The sequence below is a fragment of the Blastomonas sp. AAP53 genome, from assembly GCF_000331245.1.
Classification (GTDB): domain Bacteria; phylum Pseudomonadota; class Alphaproteobacteria; order Sphingomonadales; family Sphingomonadaceae; genus Blastomonas.
Genome location: NZ_ANFZ01000005.1, coordinates 54337 through 74706 on the forward strand (window position 1 = coordinate 54337; position 20370 = coordinate 74706).

General features: G+C 63.2%; 16 protein-coding genes. 9 read left to right on the forward strand and 7 right to left on the reverse strand.

Annotated elements, in window-relative coordinates; all coding sequences use genetic code 11:
* Position 1: 1 nt before the first annotated feature.
* From D618_RS0102805 to D618_RS0102815, 3 genes are all read left to right on the forward strand, one after another.
* Positions 2-859 (forward strand): CheR family methyltransferase, encoded by an 858-nt coding sequence (locus tag D618_RS0102805; RefSeq protein ID WP_051041219.1) that lies wholly within the window; start codon positions 2-4, stop codon positions 857-859.
* Positions 860-865: 6 nt separating this feature from the next.
* Positions 866-1948, forward strand: coding sequence for a chemotaxis response regulator protein-glutamate methylesterase (locus D618_RS0102810; protein WP_017669967.1), 1083 nt, complete (start codon positions 866-868; stop codon positions 1946-1948).
* Positions 1949-2010: 62 nt separating this feature from the next.
* Positions 2011-3747 (forward strand): hypothetical protein, encoded by a 1737-nt coding sequence (locus D618_RS0102815; protein ID WP_017669968.1) that lies wholly within the window; start codon positions 2011-2013, stop codon positions 3745-3747.
* A gap of 166 nt (positions 3748-3913) precedes the next feature.
* Here the strand turns inward: D618_RS0102815 and D618_RS0102820 are convergent, their stop codons facing one another.
* The 4 genes from D618_RS0102820 to D618_RS0102835 all read right to left on the reverse strand — a co-directional run bounded on the left by D618_RS0102820 (position 3914) and on the right by D618_RS0102835 (position 10284).
* A complete protein-coding gene (locus D618_RS0102820; protein WP_017669969.1) occupies positions 3914-5353 on the reverse strand; it encodes an MFS transporter in 1440 nt (479 codons plus the stop codon).
* 3 nt (positions 5354-5356) lie between these two features.
* Entirely contained in the window at positions 5357-7036 is a 1680-nt protein-coding gene (locus D618_RS0102825) for a GMC family oxidoreductase (protein ID WP_017669970.1), read from the reverse strand.
* A gap of 16 nt (positions 7037-7052) precedes the next feature.
* A complete protein-coding gene (locus tag D618_RS0102830; RefSeq protein ID WP_026091218.1) occupies positions 7053-7685 on the reverse strand; it encodes a gluconate 2-dehydrogenase subunit 3 family protein in 633 nt (210 codons plus the stop codon).
* Between the two features lie 238 nt (positions 7686-7923).
* Positions 7924-10284: a TonB-dependent receptor gene (locus D618_RS0102835; RefSeq protein WP_017669972.1), complete on the reverse strand. Its 2361-nt coding sequence runs from the start codon at positions 10282-10284 to the stop codon at positions 7924-7926.
* Positions 10285-10675: 391 nt separating this feature from the next.
* On the opposite strand from D618_RS0102835, the gene D618_RS0102840 reads away from it, so the two are divergent.
* Together D618_RS0102840 and D618_RS17490 are read left to right on the forward strand one after the other, a co-directional pair.
* Positions 10676-12016 carry a glycoside-pentoside-hexuronide (GPH):cation symporter gene (locus D618_RS0102840; RefSeq protein ID WP_017669973.1) on the forward strand — a complete coding sequence of 447 codons (1341 nt, stop codon included), beginning with the start codon at positions 10676-10678 and terminating at the stop codon, positions 12014-12016.
* Positions 12013-13011: a nucleoside hydrolase gene (locus tag D618_RS17490; protein WP_017669974.1), complete on the forward strand. Its 999-nt coding sequence runs from the start codon at positions 12013-12015 to the stop codon at positions 13009-13011. The genes D618_RS0102840 and D618_RS17490 overlap by 4 nt, the downstream gene beginning before the upstream one ends.
* Positions 13012-13082: 71 nt before the next feature.
* Here the strand turns inward: D618_RS17490 and D618_RS0102850 are convergent, their stop codons facing one another.
* Positions 13083-13856, reverse strand: a complete 774-nt coding sequence (locus D618_RS0102850; RefSeq protein WP_017669975.1) for a TIM barrel protein — start codon at positions 13854-13856, stop codon at positions 13083-13085.
* A 467-nt stretch (positions 13857-14323) separates the two neighbouring features.
* Here D618_RS0102850 and D618_RS0102855 point away from each other — a divergent pair, with 467 nt between their 5' ends.
* Positions 14324-15340: a TIM barrel protein gene (locus D618_RS0102855; RefSeq protein WP_017669976.1), complete on the forward strand. Its 1017-nt coding sequence runs from the start codon at positions 14324-14326 to the stop codon at positions 15338-15340.
* 13 nt (positions 15341-15353) lie between these two features.
* Complete coding sequence (locus tag D618_RS0102860; RefSeq protein WP_017669977.1) at positions 15354-15731, forward strand: DUF6379 domain-containing protein; 378 nt, start codon at positions 15354-15356, stop codon at positions 15729-15731.
* An 81-nt stretch (positions 15732-15812) separates the two neighbouring features.
* Here the strand turns inward: D618_RS0102860 and D618_RS0102865 are convergent, their stop codons facing one another.
* Positions 15813-16868 carry a sugar phosphate isomerase/epimerase gene (locus D618_RS0102865; protein WP_017669978.1) on the reverse strand — a complete coding sequence of 352 codons (1056 nt, stop codon included), beginning with the start codon at positions 16866-16868 and terminating at the stop codon, positions 15813-15815.
* Between the two features lie 14 nt (positions 16869-16882).
* The gene (locus D618_RS0102870) at positions 16883-17983 is read right to left on the reverse strand and encodes a Gfo/Idh/MocA family oxidoreductase (protein ID WP_017669979.1); all 1101 of its coding nucleotides are present in this window, start codon (positions 17981-17983) and stop codon (positions 16883-16885) included.
* A 204-nt stretch (positions 17984-18187) separates the two neighbouring features.
* Between D618_RS0102870 and D618_RS0102875 the strand changes: the two genes are divergently transcribed.
* Together D618_RS0102875 and D618_RS17495 are read left to right on the forward strand one after the other, a co-directional pair.
* Complete coding sequence (locus D618_RS0102875) at positions 18188-19402, forward strand: MFS transporter (RefSeq protein WP_026091219.1); 1215 nt, start codon at positions 18188-18190, stop codon at positions 19400-19402.
* The gene (locus tag D618_RS17495; protein ID WP_017669981.1) at positions 19399-20310 is read left to right on the forward strand and encodes an alpha/beta hydrolase; all 912 of its coding nucleotides are present in this window, start codon (positions 19399-19401) and stop codon (positions 20308-20310) included. The genes D618_RS0102875 and D618_RS17495 overlap by 4 nt, the downstream gene beginning before the upstream one ends.
* The last annotated feature ends 60 nt before the right edge of the window (positions 20311-20370 follow it).

Here is a 20370-nt window from a genome sequence, read left to right on the forward strand (position 1 = left end):
GATGTCTGCCATGCCCCTGCGCAACACCCTTGTCGCCTCCGATGTGATCAGCCCGCAGCATTTCCGCGCGCTGGCATCGCTGATCTACGACGAGTGCGGCATCCGGCTGCCTCCGTCGAAGATCACCATGCTGGAAGGCCGGCTGCGACGCCGGGTGCGTGCGACCGGGCATGCCGATCTCAACGACTATTGCGCACATATCCTAAGCGAGGACGTCTCTCGCGAGGAGATCGACGCGCTGCTCAACGCGGTGACCACGAACAAGACCGACTTCTTCCGCGAACGCAACCATTTCGACTATCTCGTCTCGACCATCCTGCCAGCCTATACCAGCCAGCGACGGCGGACGATCCGATGCTGGAGCGCGGCCTGCTCCAACGGTGCCGAACCCTATACGCTGGCCATGGTGCTGGATGACTATGCACGGTCCCACGGCGGGCCGGATTACGAGATCCTTGCGACCGATCTGGACAGCAACATGCTGCAGGCCGGGATCAAGGGCATCTATCCGACCGAGATGCTGGAACCGGTGCCCCAGGCCCTGCGCCACCGCTATGTCATGGAACCCAAGGATCCCTCGCGCCCCGAAGTGCGGATCGCACCTGCGCTGCGCAAGAAGGTCAGCTTCGGTCGTCTGAACCTGATGAACGACAGCTACCCGATCGGTGATCCTGTCGACCTCATCTTCTGCCGCAATGTCCTGATTTATTTCGACAAGCCCACCCAGACTGCAGTGGTGGAACGATTGTGCGAGCAGCTGGCACCCGGCGGTTACCTGATGCTGGGCCATTCGGAATCGAATGTCGGCCAGGATCGCAGGCTCAAGAGTGTCAGCAACACGATTTTCCAGAGGATATGACAGCACATGGCCATTCCCAAGATTCGTGTGCTCATCGTCGATGATAGTGCCAGCGTGCGCCAGGCGTTGACCGCGGTGCTGCAGGAAGATCCGGAAATCGAGGTCATCGGTGCTGCATCGGACCCGTTTGCTGCAGCACGTTACATCAAGGACGAGTTGCCCGACGTCATCACGCTCGATGTCGAGATGCCGCGCATGGATGGCATCACCTTCCTGCGCAAGATCATGGAACAATGCCCCGTGCCGGTGGTGATGTGCTCGTCGTTGACCGAGGAAGGCTCCGAGACGCTGATGCACGCGCTGGAGGCTGGCGCGGTGGACGTGATCCTGAAGCCGCGCATGGGCGTTGCCGACCATCTGACGGAATCGCGCATGATGATCCGTGAAACGGTCAAGGGCGCGGCGCGGGCACGGGTACGGGGCCGCAAGGCTGCGGCGCGGCCCGTGCGGGTCGAGGCAAAGCTGACCGCCGATGCCATGCTGATGCCGCCGCCATCGGGACGGGCGATGAGCCGGACCACCGAGATGGTCGTGTGCATCGGCGCGTCCACCGGTGGTACCGAAGCCTTGCGCGAGGTGCTGATGGCGCTGCCCGCCAATTCTCCCGGCATCGTCGTGGTGCAGCATATGCCCGAACAGTTCACCCGCGCCTTTGCCAAGCGGCTGGATGGCCTGTGCGAGGTCAGCGTCAAGGAGGCGCAGGACGGTGACACGGTGATGCGCGGGCATGTCCTGATCGCTCCGGGCGGGCGGCACACGTTGCTGCAGCGCCAGGGCGCGCGGTATCTGGTTTCGGTGCGCGAGGGGCCATTGGTCTCGCGCCACCGCCCCTCGGTCGACGTGCTGTTCCGCTCTGCCGCTTCCAGCGCCGGGTCGAACGCGGTGGGCATCATCATGACCGGCATGGGCGATGATGGCGCGCGCGGCCTGCTGGAAATGAAACAGGCCGGTGCGCGCACCTTTGCCCAGGACGAGGCGACCTGTGTCGTCTTTGGCATGCCCAAGGAAGCCATCACCCGCGATGCGGCCGACAAGGTGGTCCCGCTGGGCGCGATCGCGCGCGAACTGCTCCATGCGACCGCTCGCTAACGAACCGTCCGAACAGGCATTGCCGGGTGACGATTGGCCCGGCGAAGAAAGGCCACATTGACATGCGCCCTGCCCTCAAGTCCGTTCCTCCGGCAGACCATGCGCACAGCACGATCCGGGATCTGCTCACCGATATCACGCAAGGCATCGACGCGCGCTTTGTGCAGGTCGGCAATACCCTGGCGCAGGCGGTGGACTCGATCGACGGCATTGTCGCCGCGCTCCACAAGGCGACATCGAGCTTCCAGTCGGGCAACGGCGCAGCAGCGGTGGGCAATCTCACCCTGGCGGCACGGCGCTTGTCGGCGGTCGGCCCCCAGACCCGGCATCGCGCAGGCGAGGTCGGGGCCATCCACGCTGCGTCGCGACGGCTGTCCTCGCATGTCGACGAGGTCTACAGGTCACTGCGAATGCTCGATATCTACGGCCTCAATGTCAAGATCGCAGCATCGGGGGCGGATACGTTCGTTGATTTTGCCAACACCATGTCGGCGCAGATCAAGGCCGGCCAGGGCGAGGTGCTGGGCTTGAAAACCAAGCTGGATGAACTGGCCACCAGCCTGCACAGCATGGAGTATCACGACCGTCTGCTGGTCAGCGAGTGCGACAAGGTGGTGCCGCATGTGCCCGATCGACTGGAAGCCGATGCCGCCGCCCTGCGCGCGCATCAGGCGACGCTGGCCGAGCTTGCCGACAAGACCTCGGCGCTGGCCCGGTCCATCCAGGCCAATGTTGCAGGCGTGCTGGCGGCGATCCAGGTGGGCGACATCGCCCGGCAATGGCTGGAGCATGTTCTGGCAGGCTATGAACACCTGCAGGCGATGCTGAGCGAGAACGATCTTGGCGAGGAAGACCGCCATGCCGCCACCAATCACATCCTGCTGCTGCTGCTGGCGCATGTCGCTGCCGCAGGCGACCAGTTTCGCAAGGAAACCCGGCTGCTGGTCGCGTCGCTGCGCGGCATGGTGCCCGAGGCGGATCGCCTGATCGCGCTCAGCAAGGGCAGCAGCGACGGCGACGGCGATGTGTTCCTGCGCAACCTTGAAGCGGGGATCGCCGAAGCGGATTCGATGATCACCCAGCTCAGCAAGACCGACGACCAGGCGGCCGAGACGCTGGGCATGATCGTCAACACGGTGGACGATCTGGCCGGCCGTGCTGCAGCGATGCGCATCCTGCGGATCGAGGTGCAGCAGATGGCGATCAACATCGGCCTCAGGTGCAGACGGGTGGAAAGCATCAGCCGACCGGTTGCAGTGATCGCCGAGGAAATTCGCGCGCATTCCGACGCGCTCCACGAAACGATTGCCGCGATCACGGTGGAGGCGGAAGACCTGAACGCCATCTCGCTGCGGATGCGCGAACAGGCGCACGCGCATGATGCCCATGGTGGCGGGCTGAACCAGTGCCTGATCGCCATTGCCGATGGCGCGCAGCTCACCGAAAATGCCATGGCGGTCTCTCAGAGCAAGGCCAGCGGGCTACTCGGCGCGCTTCGGTCGACCACCGACGAACTGGAGGAAAGCCTCGACCTTGGCGAGGCGCTTGAACAGATCGAGGCGCTGCTGAAGGCTGAACTCGGGCCCACGGGAGCCCTTGTCGACCGGCCCGACCACCCTGTCAGGGCCATCATGGACGGCATGGCGCGCAGCTACACCATGGCAAGCGAGCGCGTCGTCCATGACCAGTTCCTGCTGCCAGGCATGATGCCGCTGATGGTCGCCAGCCCCGCTGCCATGCCCGCAAGCCAAAGCGTCATCGACGACGATGACGGGCTGTTCGACGACGGGCTGTTCTGACCGGGGCGTGATCCGCTCGTGACATGCCGCAAAAGCGTGCGATCACCAGCTCCTGCCGCCGGGCGCCCCAGACCACATCCCAGTCCGGGCGCGTCGCCAGCCAGAAGACATCCTTGGCCCGCACCGCGCATTCCGGGCCATTACCGGTCAGGACGCCGTGACAGGGTCACACCGCAGGGTTTCGGACCGCCGGTGCGACCGCCACCGGGGTCTGGAAGATGCGCTCAGGCAGCAGGATCGCCAGCACGACACAAATGGCAAGCAGCGTGGCGATGACGCCGATCGCAGCCAGCGATGGCGGGAAGTCGGCATTGCCGCGCCACGCGAAATAGACGCTGCCCGCCAGCGCGATCCCCAGCGCGCCGCCGATCTGCTGCGCGGTCTTGAGCATGCCGCTGGCCGCGCCCGCATGGTCACGATCGACCTGCGCCACCGCCACCGGCGCGATGGAGCCCGAGAGCGATCCCATCCCCAGACCCGCGACGACCAGACCGGGGGCGAGCATCGGCCAGGAGAGGTTGAGCACGCCGATGCCAGCGAGCACCAAAGCGCTCGACAGCATCATCGTCAGCCCGCCCAGCACCATCACCCATTTGCCGAAGCGCGGCAGGAAATTGCGCCCCAGCACGGCAATGCCGATCATCGCGCCCAGCCCGAACGGCATGTGCAGCAGTCCGGTGGTCAGCGGGCTTTCGCCGCGTTCGGTCTGCAGCGCGAAGGCGAAGATCAAGAGGAAGCCCGCGTTGGCTGCAGCAAAGCCGATCGAGATTGCAAGACCCAGCCGATAGGGCAGGATTGCCAGCAGCGACGGATCGAACAGCGCCGCCCTCCCCGCACCCACCCGCGCGCCCACATGCCGCCACGCCAGAAAGAACAGCGGCGCGACCAGCATCAGGCTGGCCATCTCGATCCATCTCCAGCCTGCTTCGGCGCGGGTCAGCGGCCATAACAGCGCCAGCACGGCCAGCCCGAAGAGCATCATGCCTCCACCATCAAAGCCCGCAGGCCGTGACGACTTGCGATCGGGCAGGAAAAACCAGCCGCTTGCGAGCGCGAACAGGCCCACCGGCAGATTGATCAGGAAGATCAGCCGCCAGCCCAGATCGAACAGGTCCAGTTCGATCAGCAATCCGCCCAGCACCGGCCCTGCAATCGCCGCCAAGCCGCCGACCAGCCCGAACATCGCCATCTTCGATACGCGCTCCAGCGGGGTGAACAGCACCTGCATCAGCGCCAGCGCCTGGGGCGACATGATCGCGGCGGACGCGCCCTGCGCCAGCCGCGCCAGCACCAGTTGCTCGGGCGTCTGGGCAAGACCGCATGCGACCGAGGCAATCGTGAAACCGGTTACGCCCCACAGGAACACGCGGCGGTATCCCAGCATGTCGCCCAGCCGGCCACCCGCCATCAGCAGCAGCGCAAAACTCAGCGCATAGCCCGCGATCGTCCACTGTACCGCTTCGGGCGACGCAGACAGCCCCGATGTGATCGCAGGCAATGCGGTGTTGATGATCGTCAGATCGACGATCTCGAGCACCATCGCGACGATGAGCGTCATCAGCGCCAGGTTCTGCTGGCGACGGGTCAGTGCCGCAGGTTCACTCACGGATCAGATCTTGCCTTCGCGCAGCATCGATACCGCCGTGTCGCAGGCACGCGCGGTCAGCGCCATATAGGTCAGCGACGGGTTCTGACAGGCAGACGAGCTCATCTGCGCGCCATCGGTGACGAACAGGTTGGCGACATCATGCGCCTGGCTCCATTTGTTCAGCACCGATGTGGCGGGGTCATGGCCCATGCGCGCGCCGCCCATTTCGTGGATCGCGCTGCCCCCCGGGCCGGGTTGGTCAAAGCCCATGATCACGTTGCCGCCGGCCTTGGTCAGCATTTCGGCGGCGTCGGCCTTGGCCTGCGCCAACGCAGCGCGCTCTTCCTTGCCAAAGGCGAAGGCGATCTTGAGCTGGGGAATGCCATCTGCGTCGGTCTGGTTGGAATCGAGCGTCAGTCGGTTGCTGGCACGCGGGATGCAATCGGCAAAGGCGACCAGCACCATCCGCCACATGCCGGGCTTCTGCAGCTTTTCCTTCAGCCCGGTACCGATCCCCGGGTCACGCTTGGCCGCGGTCCATGTGCTTTGCAGCGCCCCGCCCTGATAGGAATAGCCGCGCATATGCCCCTCACCATCGATCGCATCCATGTTGCGATAGCGGGCGACAACGACTCCGGTGGGACGGTTGCCGGTGGTGGTGTGCGCTTCGAAGCCCGGCATCAGCGCGATCGCCGACAGCGTGCTGGCATGGTCCATGATGTGGGTGCCCAGCACGCCGCTCGAATTGGCCAGGCCTGACGGCATGGATTCATTGGCCGAATTGAGCAGCAGGTGCACCGAGTTGAACGCACCGGCGTTGACAAAAACGATGCGCGCGATCGCTGTCTTGCGGGTCCTGGTTGTCCGATCGAGATAGCGCACGCCCGTCACCCGGCCGGTTGCTGCATCGTATTCCAGCTTCTCCACCACGGCATCGGTCAAGACGGTCAGCCTTCCGGTCGCCATCGCCGCAGGCAAGGTGCTCGACTGGGTGGAGAAATACGCGCCGTACGAACAGCCCCGCGCGCAGATCGAGCGGTTCTGGCACACGCCGCGCTCGCCCTTGGCCTCGGTCAGGTTGGCGGTGCGGCCGATGGTCAGGCAGCGTTCGGGCCAGTTGGCCTTCATCACCTCGCGCACATGCTGTTCGACGGGGTTGAGCGCCATCGGCGGCTGAAACTGGCCATCGGGCAGCTGCTTCAGCCCTTCCCTCGCCCCTGAAACGCCGATGAACTGCTCGACCTTGTCGTACCACGGCGCCAGATCGGCATAGCGGATCGGCCAGTCGGTGCCATGGCCATCGCGCTTGTTCGCCTCGAAATCATAATCCGACCAGCGGTAGGATTGCCGTCCCCAGGTCAGCGACCGCCCCCCCAATTGATACGAGCGGAACCAGTTGAAATCGGTGCCGTCCGCCTTGGCATAGGGGTTTTCGGCATCGTTGACGAAATGGCCCTGCGTATATTCGGTGAAATGCCGATTGAGCATCTGCACCGGAAACTCGCGCGCATACCGCTCCTGGTCGCCCGCACCGCGAAACGGCATCTCCCAGGGGGTCTTCATCTCGGTGGCATAATCGCGCTGGTGCCGGATCTCGCGCCCGCGCTCGATCATCAGCACCTTCAGACCCGCCTCGGTCAGTTCCTTGGCGGCATAGCCCCCGGTAATCCCCGAACCCACGACGATTGCATCAAATTCCATAACCAAAAGCCCTTGCTCAGCCAAAGTCCACGGCGGTCCAGTCGCTTGAAAAAGCGCGGGTTGCAGGCGTGACGGGGACCTTGGGTGCGTACGTGCCAGGCACCAGTTCGAACTGCAGCTCGCGCGCGCCGCCCGGTTCGCTGGTGTAATATCCGGTGAGAATCAGCGCCTTCACCGTTCGCCAGGGATGGTCGCGGACCCCTTCGGCATAGGCGTCAGCATCCAGTGCAGCGACCAGCGCGGCCTGCCTGTCGGCCGTGACTTTCAGAAAATCGCTCTGGGCGCGGGCGTCCAGTTCAGCCTCAAGCCAGCGGGCCTGATCGAGCGAGCCATCCTTGCGGGCAAAACTGGCGAGGCTCTGGGGTGCGTCTGCAGACAGCGGCCTGCGCGATTTCTCAAGACCATGCGCCAGCCCCAAAAGCACGAAATCACCCGCACCGACATCGCCCGCCCCCGGAGTGTCGGTCGCAGGGATGACGATCTGGCTGACCGTGCGCATCAGGCTGCGCTGGCGTTCACTGGGCGCCTCGTCAGCGTCGAAAAGCTTGAATTTGATCGCGGCAAGTGGCAATCCGATCGCCGCCGCCAACAGGCCCGCACCACCCAGAAAGGTTCGGCGGCTCCATCCTTTTGCTTGCGCTCCATCCATCGTTCCCGGCCTCTCCGCATGTCAGTGGCTAGTGTTACCAATTGCCTGACGATAATATCGGAATATGTATTCTATTTCTAGAGCCATATGCCCGAATGGCCAAGGCTTTTGCCAAAGACCGCAACGCACCGCAGCGGGTGAGCGACAAAAAAGGGCGATTCCCGTCGATGACCGGAACCACCCTTTTTGCAGCCTGCGCCCCTCAGGGATGGCAGCCGCCATCCCCTTTCCAGGCAGATCAGAAATCAAGCAACATGCGCACGCCATAGGTCCGCGGCGCAGCAAACTGCCAGTTGTAGATGTCGTCATTGCCTGCCGCGGTGAACCCGGCGAAGGTCAGCGGCTGATTGTCTTCGAGGTTGCGCGCAAACAGCTGCAGGCCGAACCTGCCCGATTCATCCCGCCATTCCAGCGTGGCGTCGGTCTGCGAGAAGCTGCCCTGGCGCGAGTCCGCGAAGTTGAACACGTCGAGGAAGTAGCTGCTCTTGAAGCGGGTGAACACGCTGGGCGTCAGTGTCCCCGCGCTGCCCAGGTCGAACGTGTGCTCATAGCCTGCAGCGATGATCCAGCTTGGAGCCTGCGGCGTCCGGTTGCCCGCCAGGCTGGGCTGCGTGATCGGGCCAGCGGTAATGTCGCTGTCCAGATCGCCCAGGCCGGTCAGGCAGCCCAGCGTGGGGTGCGTTTCGGATGCGCAGAACACCGCATAAGACGCCAGGAAGTTGTCATACTGCGAGTCGAGATAGTTCAGGCTGAGCGTGAACCGTCCGGCATCGAACACCTTGATCGACGCGTCGAGTTCCAGACCCCAGATGGTTGCGCCACCGGCGTTGAACACCTGGCCACCGAGCGTCGAGTCCAGCAGAACGGCAGCCTGCAGATCCTTGTAGTCGTAATAGAAGCCGGAGAAGTTGATCGTGGTGGAGCCGAAGCTCTTCTTCACGCCCGCTTCGTATGAGGTGTTGGTTTCCGGCGCATAATCGCCGATCGAGTCGAAGCCGCCAGCCTTGAAGCCGGTCGCAACCTTGGCATAGATCAGCGTGTCTGAATCCGGCTTGTAGTTCAGCCCGGCCAGCCAGGTGATCTTGTCGGCCTTGGCGCTGGGAGTCTGCACGGCAATCGGTGGAGCCGTGATCTGGCGGGGGCCGGTGTTGAACAGCGGCGATGCAGGCTGGCCGATGGCACCGCCGTACACGTCGAAGACGCCGCGGCGCCTGTCATCAGTGTAACGCGCGCCGACCACCAAAGTCAGCTCATCGGTGATCGGCACGTCGGCCTGGCCGAACACTGACCAGCTCTTGGTGAACACGTCCCGCTTGAAATAGTTCACATAGCCGCCATTGGCGCCCAGCAGGAACGGGGGGAAGAACGGGGGGCCGTTGAACAGGCCGCGTTCGATGCCGAGCTCTTCCTTGAAGTGGAACGCGCCCACCTGCCACTGGAAGCCGCCCTGATCGCCGCCGTTGAGGCGAAGTTCGTGGCTCTGCGTTTCCACGTCATTGGCAAAGTTCTTGAACAGGAAGCCGGGGTTCAGCGCGGCATCGAACGATTCATCGGTGCGGCGATAGCCACCGGCGTAGGTCAGCGTTGCAGAGCCGAAATCATAGGCAATGCGACCGCGCACAACCTTCGAATCCTGCTCGTTGCCGCCGGGGCCACGACCGGACGTCACGTAGTTCTTGCGATCGATGGTGCGTAGCGCGTTGGTGTTCTGCGGAATACAGACCACGAACCGGGGATCGGCCCCCACCCTGGACCAGCCGTTCTGGTTGCAGCCGGGTCCCGGCACGAATGCTGCATTGAAAGCCAGGCCGTTGTTGAAGTTGACGAACGCCTGGTTGGCGATGATGTTGTCGACCGCGCTCATTTCAAACGCCAGGTCGATGCTCAGCGCATCGATAGGCTTCAGGCTGATGCTGACACGACCTGCGCGCGTGTAGTCATCGCCGGTGTCGACGGGCTGGTTGGGGTGGCTGAAATAGCCGTCGCGCTTGGAATAAGACCCCGAGAAACGAATGCCGCCGATGTCGCCGATGGGCAGATCGACCCCGCCCTGAACCAGCACGTGATCATAGTTGCCATAAGACGCGGTCATGTTGAAGCCGAGCTCGTTGCCCGGCTTGCGCGTGATGAAGTTCACCGCGCCGCCGGTCGCGTTGCGTCCTGACAGCGTGCCCTGCGGACCGCGCAGAACCTCGACGCGCTCCAGATCGAACAACGATGCATTGAGCACCGTAGGCCGATTGATATATTCGCCGTCGATATTGACGACGACCGACGTATCCTGCGTTTCGGCATTGTCGTTGGTGCCGACACCACGCAGCGTCACGCGCGTCAGGTTGGTATCGTTGGTGATCTGGATCGCAGGCGCAAGGCGCTGGATACCGGTGAGATCGCTGATCCCGGCCTTGGAGACATCTTCACCGCTCACCACCTGAATGGCGATGGGAACGTCCTGGACGTTCTGCACCCGGTTCTGGGCGGTAACGACGATTTCCTTGTTTGCAATGCTATCGGCGCTGTCTTGCGCGAACGCCGGTGTTGCTAGCGCAATGGTACCAGCCCCGGCCAGCAGCGCAGCACGAAGTGCGTGTGAATGCATATCAGCAATCCTCCCCATGTATGCCGCCTGCGGGTCTTCCGCTTATGACGGGCCAATTAGAACTATAAGAACTAGAATGCTGATTTTATATATCGCTGGTGAGGTGTCAAGATTTAGCGCAATCAATTGTACCGATCCAAATTCATCGATTCTGTGGATGGATCAGGCCCAGAATCCTGGCTTTTGCGTCGTCTTGCCGGTCTCAAAGGTGCAGGCGATAGCTGGATCATAGGCCGGATGTACCTAGCGCGCTTGTGCAAAATTCCGTTGCCAAGCGCCACGCATGCCCATTATACGAATCATCATTCTAATAAATAGCGGTTGCTTTGACCGCCAGGCGATCCAGGCCAACCAAGGTCGATCGGTGCCGATTCCATGGGAGAGCGTGACCATGTCCGGTAATCGACTGCGGCTGACCGAAAAGCTGAGCTACGGCTTTGGTGATATGGGCTTCAGCCTGCCCTACAACATGGCCAGTGGCTTCCTGCTGCTTTACTATATCAACGTCGTCGGGCTGCCGGCCGCGGTCGTCGGAACGATATTCCTGGTGGCGCGGCTGATGGACGCGGTGATCGACATGGCTGTCGGCATCGCCATCGACCGCACCCGGTCGCGATGGGGCCGCACCCGCCCCTATTTCCTGTTCACCGCCGTGCCCTATGCGCTGGTCTCGGTCGCGATCTTCGCCGTGCCGGGCGACTGGAGCCAGAACGCGCAGATCGCTTATGCGTTCGTGACCTTCAAGCTGCTCGGCATCCTGATGAGCATCGGCTCGATCCCCTACACCGCGCTGATGCCGATGATGACCGACCAGCGCGACGAGCGGCTGAAACTCGGGGGCATGCGGTCGATCGGCACATCGGTTGGTGTGGTATTGGGTACCGCCGCAGTGCAGCCGATCCTGGCGGCTTATGGCGGGGAGAAGGAGCCGGGCGGTTATCTGGCCGCAGCCGCCATGTTCGGCGCGCTGTCGCTGATCTGCATCCTTTCGCTGTTCCGCAACTGCAAGGAGCGCGTCGTCGACGATGCGCCGCAGCGCTTCGCGATCCTGCCCGAGATCGGCAAGATGCTGCGCAATCGCGCCTGGCTGGTCTCGTTCCTGTTCTGCCTCGTCTATTTCGTCCGCTTCGGCGGGATGATGGGCATCACCGCCTATTTCGCGATCGAGGTGCTGCGCGCCCCCTGGATGATCGGGGTCATGCTCCCGGCCGTGGCAGGGATGCTGCTGCTCTCCGCGTTCTTCGCCCCGCCGATCCTGGCGCGCACCGGCATCCGCAAGGGCTGCGTGATTGTGCTGGCCATCGCCGCCGCGCTGTTTGCACTGCTGCCGATGGTCGAAAACCAGCCGACGGTGTTCCTGGCGATCTACATCGCCGCCTGCCTTGCCAACTCGATCACGATCACCGCCGCCTTCACGATGATCGCCGAGACGGTGGACTATCACGAATGGCTGTACGCCAGCCGCAAGGAAGGCCTGTTGTCTGCCGGGGTGAGCCTGGCCACCAAGGTCGGCATGGCGCTGGGCACGGCGGGCATCGCTTTCGTGCTTGCGGCTGCGGGCTATGACCCAGAAGCCGTCACCGATGCCGCGCGCGAGGCGATCCGCTGGACCTATTATGGCGGGGTCATCGCGTTGCTGCTGGCGCAGATTGGCATCGTTCTGGCCTGGCCGATGGACGGCGAGCACACGCGCATCCGCGCCGACATCGTACAACGGAGACTTGCGACATGAGTATCAACCGACGCCTGTTGATGACGAATATGGCCTGGCTTGCTCTGGCGCAGGCCGCACCGCTGCGGGCAGGCTCGTTCCGGCAGATTCCCCAACGTCCATCGGCCAGGGTGATTGTCGACAACGACTTTGCGGGCGACCCTGATGGGGTGCTGGCGCTTGCGCACCATTTGCTGTCGCCTACGACGCAGACGGTCCTGATAACCTCGTCATTCCTCGCCGAAAAGATGACGCCCGAAGACGTCGCTCCCGGAAGGACGGCGCAGATGGGAGCCGACAGCGCGATGGAGACGATGCGGCGGCTGGACATCGCTGGGCCGCCGCCGGTCGCAGCCGGGCACGAACACCCTATGACAGACACAAAAAGCCCCTCGGCCGCCGCAGTGGCGATCGTTGCCGAGGCTCGGCGCAGCGATCGGCTGCCGCTGTTCCTGTGCTGCGGCGGGCCGTTGACCAATGTGGCAGAGGCGTTACGCCTTGCCCCGGACATCGCGGCCAGAATGACGCTGATCTGGATCGGCGGCGGCGGTTATCCCAGCGGCGGTTGGGAGTATAATCTCGCGACCGATGCTGCAGCGGCCCGTTTGGTCATCGAAGACAGTGCCTTGCCCTTGTGGCAGGTGCCTCAGCCCGCCTATCGCCAAATGCAGCTTTCGATCGCGGAAATGACCGCCGATGTGCGCCCCATATCGACGTTTACACAATGGCTGTATGACCAGTTCACGCGGCCGCCCTCGTTCGTCACATTGGGGGGTGCCTGGCCGATGGGCGACAGCCCTCCGGTGCTGCTGACCGCGATTACGACCGAGAGCAGTGAGCATCTCGACCAGCCGGCGCGTCGCATCCTGGACGACATGCACTATGGCGATGTCGTGCCGGGCCGACAGATCCGCGTCTATCAGCGGATCGACGTGCGGACGACCCATGCCGACCTGATTGCCAAGCTGCGGCTGCACGCCGCCCAAGCCCCTGCCCAGGCACCCGGCGTTCGCTGAACAAAAAAGGGGGGTGCCCGTTGCGGGGCACCCCGAGTGGGAAGCTCTTGTGCGTTGAGCAGTTCGACCTGTCAGGCCGTCAGAGCCCGGAAATGCGCTAGCGCCTGCACGGTGTCGGTTCCGGTGGGGCTGCATTCGAGGCCGAGCACGCCATCGTAGCCTGTGCTCTCGATCAGCTTGAGCATCGCCGGCCAGTCGATCTGGCCTGATCCCGGCTCGCCGCGCCCCGGTGCGTCTGCGATCTGGATGTGCTCGACCAGATGCGCGACGCTGGGCAGAACGACATGGGGATCCTCGTTCTCGGTGATCGAGTGGTAAAGGTCATACAGAAGGCGCACGCGCGCGCTGCCGATCAGGTTGATCACGTTCACCGCATCCTCGGTCATGCCGAACAGCACGCCGGGGTGGTCGACGCGGGTGTTTACCGGTTCGAGCATGATAGTCAGGCCATGTTCCTCGGCCATGGGCACGATGCTCTCGATCGCCTTGGCGACAATACCCAGCTGAACCGGCCGCTTCATGTAAGGAACGGCCGAGCCGGAGGGCACGACGATGCGGCATGCGCCCAGCTCGGCGGCTTCGGCGGCAGCCTGCGCGAACATCTCGCGGAAACGGTCGTGCTGGTCGGCCATGACCAGCTGGATGCGCGGATCGGTGACGGTGGCGAACAGCTCGCAGCCGGTTTGCGCCAGTGCAGCCTTGAGGCTGGGCACATCGCGGTTGGCGGTGGTGAAGATTTCCACCTTCTGGAAGCCCGCAGCAGCGGCCGCCGCCATCCGGTCTTCCAGCCGATCACCGGCCTCGTGGAACATATATTCCAGGTTTACGCTCAGTTCGAAGGACATCAAAAAACTCTCCGTGGTTGAAAGGGGGCGGCAAAAGAAGGGGCGCGCTGATCAGCTGCAGGTCGCTCAAGCCCACCGTGCGCCCTGCCAAAACCGGCAGCGTCAGCGCGGACCCGATGCTGTGTCAGCTCGGCTAGCGATGCCAAAGTCTTGTAATAACCGACAAAAGCGAAAAACGGCGCGAACAGCGTTGCAATCGGAATCGCAGCGAAAGTCGGCATTTTCGGCGCAGGCACCACACTCTCCCGATTGTGCTCTTGCCTCAGATAAATATCATAATTCTAATTCTGTCAATCCGTCGCATTGCCGAAATCGGGGAGAAAGGGGGCTTGACCTGAACTTTATAATATACGAATATATGTTCTAATTAGAGCATTATCCGGCGGGAAATGGCTCGGATCGCATGCAGTGCGGGCCGGCTCTCCTCCCGTTTCAACCCGTGCAATCCCTATGTGGAGAGGACCATCGTGAGCCACCAGATCAAGCGGGGCGTCAGCCTCTATTCCTTCCAGAACGAGACATTCCAGGGCAAGATGAACCTGGAAGACTGCATCCGCACCTGTGCACAGTTCGGTGCGCGCGGCATCGAGGTCATCGGCGAACAAAGCTTCTGGGGCTGGCCCGAAGTCGGAGCCAACCAGGCCGACATCGACCACTGGCACGCGCTGATCAAGAAGTACGACTGCACGCCCGTCAGCCACGATTACATGCTGGATTACAAGCGCTACAAGGGACGGCCGATGCCGTTCGAGGAGCAGGTTGCCAGCGTCCGGCGCGACATCGATTTCGGTGCGGCGCTGGGCGTGCCCTTCCTCCGCTCGCTGGTGTCGATTGCGCCTGAAGTGCTGGTCGCAGCGGCCCCCTATGCCGAAGAAAAGGGCATCAAGCTGCTGACCGAAGTGCACGCACCGCTGCACTTCGACCATCCCTGGATCATCCGCATGGCCGAGATGTTCCAGAAGTCCGGCTCGCCCGCCCTTGGCTTCCTGCCCGACATGGGCATGTTCCTGAAACACTATCCGCGCGTGTGGTCGGCCAAGTTCCGCCGCATGGGCGTGCCCGACCGGATCGCCGACTATATCGAAAAGGCTTACGAAGACCGCGTATTGTCCGAATATGTGATCCTGGAGGTGCAGCAGATGGGCGGCACCGGCCCCGCCATCGGCATGGCCGAGGTCATCCGTCACAACTCGGCGTTCGAGCCCAAGCGGATGCTCGATTACATGGGCATGATCCACAACATCCACGGCAAGTTCTACGAGATGACCGAGGATTATGTCGAACCCTCGATCCCCTATGACGAGATCATCGCGGTGCTGCAGAAGGGTGGCTATAACGGCCATATCTGCTCGGAATACGAGGGCAACCGCTGGATCGAGGACGCCGAGGAACCCGATTCGGTCGAGCAGGTCCGCCGCCAGCAGGTGATGCTCGCACGCCTGCTCGGCGAACCCGAAGCCCCTGCCCTCAAGGTCGCAGCATAAGGAGACCCCTGTCATGATGGACAACAAGATGATCATCGAGGGCAGCCTCGAAAATGTCGACGGCGGCTTCGCCTTCCAGGGACGCTTGCCGTATTATCGCGGCCTTGGCCTCTCGATGGTCGAGGATATCGAAGTCTCGGTCGATGGCGAGCCGGTGGCGCGCGAGGCCATCCGATTTTCGGTGCGCGGCAAGACCTACACGCTCGACGAGATGGAAACCGTGTATGACGACCGCTGGAACTTCGGCGAGAAGGCCACGATCATCGTGCTCAAGGACGGTGGCCTCAAGCCGGGCAGCTATCGGATCGGCTTCGGCACGCGCCTGCGCATCTCGTATTTGCCGATGGTCCCAACGACCCGCGATACCAAGGAACTGGCGCTCGCAGCCTGACCGGATCGCGGCTTCACGACGACTATAAACCCCCGGGATCGCGCGATCCCGGGGGTTTTTGTTGCGCGTGCGCCGATCAGGTCAATCGATACCCATCAGCCTCTTGTTGAGTTCGCGGTCGGCGCCTCCAGCGGCGAAATCGTCAAAGGCATGCTCGGTCACGTGGATGATGTGCTGCGCGATGAACGGCGCGCCTTCGGCTGCGCCCTGTTCGGGATGCTTGAGCGCGCATTCCCATTCGAGCACCGCCCAGCCGGGGAAGTCGTTCGCCGCCATCTTGGAAAAGATCGCGGGGAAATCGACCTGGCCATCGCCCAGGCTGCGGAAGCGGCCCGGCCTGTCGACCCATGACTGATAGCCGCCATACACCCCGCTGCGGCCATTGGGGCGGAACTCTGCGTCCTTGACGTGGAAGCATTTGATCCGCTCGTGATAGATGTCGATATACGCCAGATAATCGAGCTGCTGCAGCACGAAGTGACTGGGATCGTACAGGATATTGGCGCGCGGATGGTTGCCGACGCGCTCGAGGAACATCTCGAACGTCACGCCGTCGTGCAGATCCTCGCCGGGATGGATTTCATACGCCGCATCGACTCCGTTCTCGTCGAACACATCGAGGATCGGCTTCCAGCGGCGGGCCAGTTCATCGAACGCATCCTCGACCAGCCCGGCAGGCCGCGCGGGCCAGGGGTAGAAATACGGCCAGGCCAGCGCGCCCGAGAAGGTCGCGTGTGCATCGAGCCCCAGCTTGCGGCTGGCGATCGCGGCGTTCTTCACCTGTTGCACCGCCCATTCCTGCCGCGCCTTGGGGTTGCCGTGCACCTCGGCCGGCGCAAAGCCATCGAACTGCGCATCGAAGGCGGGATGCACCGCAACCAGCTGGCCTTGCAGGTGCGTCGAAAGCTCGGTGATCGCCAGCCCCTTGTCGGCCAGCATGCCCTTGACCTCATCGCAATAGGTCTGGCTTTCCGCCGCGAGCGTAAGGTTGAACAGGCGCTCGTCCCAGCTGGGGATCTGGATGCCCTTGTAGCCCAGGCCTGCGACCCAATCGGCAATCGATTCGAGGCTGTTGTACGGGGCCTCGTCGCCTGCAAACTGGGCGAGGAAAATAGCCGGTCCCTTGATGGTCTTCATGTGGTGTGGTCCTTTCAAACGGTGAGCCGCACCCAGCCGGAGCGTTCCTGGCTGGCGCGCACGGCGGTGTCGATAAAGGTCATGCCGCGCAGGGCATCGTCGATGCCGGGCAAAAGTGGCGCAGGTTCGCCGCGCAAAACGGCTGCGAAATCACGGTAGATGTTGGCAAAAGCCTCCAGATAGCCCTCAGGGTGGCCAGTGGGGGTGCGGGTGCGGCTGGCAGCATCGGGGCCGAGCTGCGATCCGCCCGCGTGGACGATCTCCGTCCGCCCATCGAGGCTGTGGATGGTCAGCGTGTTGGGCGCCTCCTGCCGCCAGAGCAGCCCGCCCTTGTCGCCATAGACGCGGATGCGCAGCCCGTTCATCTCACCCACCTCGATCTGGCTGGCGAGCAGCACGCCGCGCGCGCCGTTGTCATAGCGCAGCAGCACCGTGCAATCGTCGTCGACCTGGCGACCGGGAACCACCGCCGCCAGATCGGCGAACAGCTCGACGACCTTAAGCCCGGTGACGAACTCGGCGAGCTGGAAGGCATGCGTGCCGATATCGCCGATGCAGCCGCCGGGGCCCGAGCGCGCCGGATCGGTGCGCCATTCGGCCTGCTTGCCGATAGCCTCGCCTGCCAGCCACCCTTGCGGATATTCGACCACCAGCTTGCGGATGGTGCCGAGCGCGCCTGCTGCAATCCGCGCCCGCGCCTCCCGCACCAGCGGATAGCCACTATAGGTATGGGTGAGCGCATAGGGCAGTCCGGCGGCCCTCACGCAGGCCGAAAGCTCGTGCGCCTGCGCCAGCGTCGCAGTGGCAGGCTTGTCGCTGATCACGGGAAAGCCTGCCGCCAGCGCGGCTTTGGCCGCGGGCAGATGATGGTGATTCGGGCTGACGATGGCGACGAAATCGATCCCGTCATCGCGCGCCTTTTCGGCTGCGAACATCGCATCGAGCGTCGGGTAGGCGCGGGTCCCATCGATGCGATAGCTGGTCCCGGCTTCGCTGCTGCGTGCCGCATCGCTGGAAAAGCAGCCCGCGACCAGCTCGATTTCGCGGTCGAGTTCCGCCGCGATTCTGTGGATCGGGCCGATGAACGACCCCGGCCCGCCGCCAATCATACCCATTCGCAAACGCCGCATCGTCGATCCGCTCCTGTGATCTGTATTTTGAAATAACAATTCTAGTTTGCACGAGCGCGGATCGTCAAGTCCGGTTGCAACACGCTTCGGCTTGTGACCTCATCCACCAGGCTTGACCGGAACCACATCCCGCCATAAAATCGAATACACATTCTAATAAAGACTGCTCAGGCAGCGGGAGAGATGAGCGTGAAGGCATTGGCCAATTTCTATTCTGAGCTGACGCTCAAGCCGCAGGGCGTGATCGTGGTGCTCGCAGCATTCCTGCCGATCATCGCCATCGTGGCGATGGGACCTGCTGTGCCGTCGATGATCCAGCATTTCGCCAACGATCCCGACGCCAGGGCCAAGGTGCCCGCAATGATCGGCGCGCCGGGCCTGGCGATGGCGCTGCTCGCCCCCTTTGCCGGTCTGCTGGTGGATCGCTATGGCAGGCGGCCGCTGCTGCTGCTCTGCACGGCATTGTACGGCGTGTTCGGCTCCGCGCCGCTGTTCCTGACCGATCTGGACAGCATCTATTATTCGCGCCTGCTGCTGGGCGTGTCGGAAGCTGGCATCCTCACCGTCGTCAACACGCTGATCGGCGATTACTGGGATGACAAGGGCCGCAAGAACTGGCTGTTCCTGCAAGGGCTGCTCGGCCCCTTCCTCGCCGGATTTGTCGCGCTGATCGTGGGCTATGCCACCGTGGTTCAATGGAACGGTGTGTTCTTTGTCTACCTTGTTGCCTTCCCGATCTGGGCGGCGATGTTCATCTGGCTGTTCGAGCCGAAAAAGGCGGCGGCCAAGGGGCTGACCATCGCCGCAGAACCGCTGACCGTCAAACCCCCCTTCCCCTGGGTCAGCGTGGTGCAGGTCGCATCGGTGACGTTGTTCAGCTCGATGCTGTATTATGTCTTCATCATCAACGGCGCCTTGGTGTTCCGCGAGGTGGGGGTTACCGAGCCGCAGAACTACGCCGCGATCATCTTCATCCCGCAGTTTTTCATTCTGGCAGGCGCAGCCATGTTCAAGCTGCTCTCCAATCACAGCCACAGGCTGCAACTGGGCGCGTTCCTGCTCATGATGGGTCTAGGGCTCGCAGGCATAGGACTTGCCACCACACCCACGTGGATGGCAGTTGCACTGATCGTGCAGCAGACCGCCGCCGGGATGACCGTGCCGGCGCTGATCAACTGGACGCAGTCCAAGTTCGATTATCACCATCGCGGCACCGGCATGGGCATGTGGACCGCCGCCTTCTTTCTGGGCCAGTCGCAATCACCCCGCCTCGTCCATCTGATCGATGCCAGCGTCGGATCGATGCAGGGCGCGTTCCTGATCGCGGGCTCCGTCGCGCTGGGCGGCGCCGTCTTGACGCTGCTGATCGGCATGGTCACCCGTCCGCAGGCGGTGCATGCATGATCCGAGCAGCGCTGCTCCCTATCGCGATGGCCGTGGCTGCGCCAACAGCTGTTCTGGCCCAGGAACCACCGGGATTCCGCTTCAGCGACGCCGCCAGGGCCGACTATCCCGATGAAGTCCGTCTGGGCACCGGCCCCGGCCAGCCAACCGAGGAATGGTTCCGCCAGGATGGGTCGCTGCAGGTCCGCAATGTCACCGAAGCCACGCTCACGCCGTTCCTGCCGAATCCCCAGTCCGCAACCGGCGCGGCGGTCGTTGTGGCACCCGGCGGAGGGTTCCTGGGGCTGGCGATCGAGGAAGAGGGATTTCGCGTCGCCCGTTGGCTGGCAGACCATGGGATTGCAGCATTTGTGCTGAAGTACCGCGTGCTGCCCACCCCCGCTGATCCCAGAACATTCCGCAGCGAACTGGTTGCCGTTCGTACCGGCAAGGGCCAGGCCAGCTTTCGGCCGCCTGCGGATACTCCTGCTGATTCGCTGGCCGATGGCCAAGCGGCGCTGCGACATGTGATGGCTAACGCCAAGACCTATGGCATCGATCCTGCGCGCACCGGGATGATGGGCTTTTCCGCTGGAGCGATGCTGACGCTGTCCGTGACGCGAGCCGATGACCCTCGGGCGCGCCCGGCGTTCGTTGCTCTGATCTACGGTCGGGCCAATGGCGACCCTCCCCCGGCCAAGGCGCCGCCGATGTTCGCGCTGGTCGCTGCAGACGACCCGTTGTTCGGGCGCGAAGGCTTTGGTCTGATCGAAAGCTGGCGCAAGGCAGGCGCGCCGGTCGAATTCCATCTCTTGCAGACCGGCGGCCATGGTTTCGGCCTGGGTCGTACGGGAACCAGCAGCAGCGAATGGATTTACGGTTTCCACCGCTGGCTTGACGTCAACGGAATGTTGACCGGTCATCCATGATACATTTTTCGCAGTTGCACAAAGCTTGCCCGCGTCGCATGGTGTAGTTGATCGTGAGAA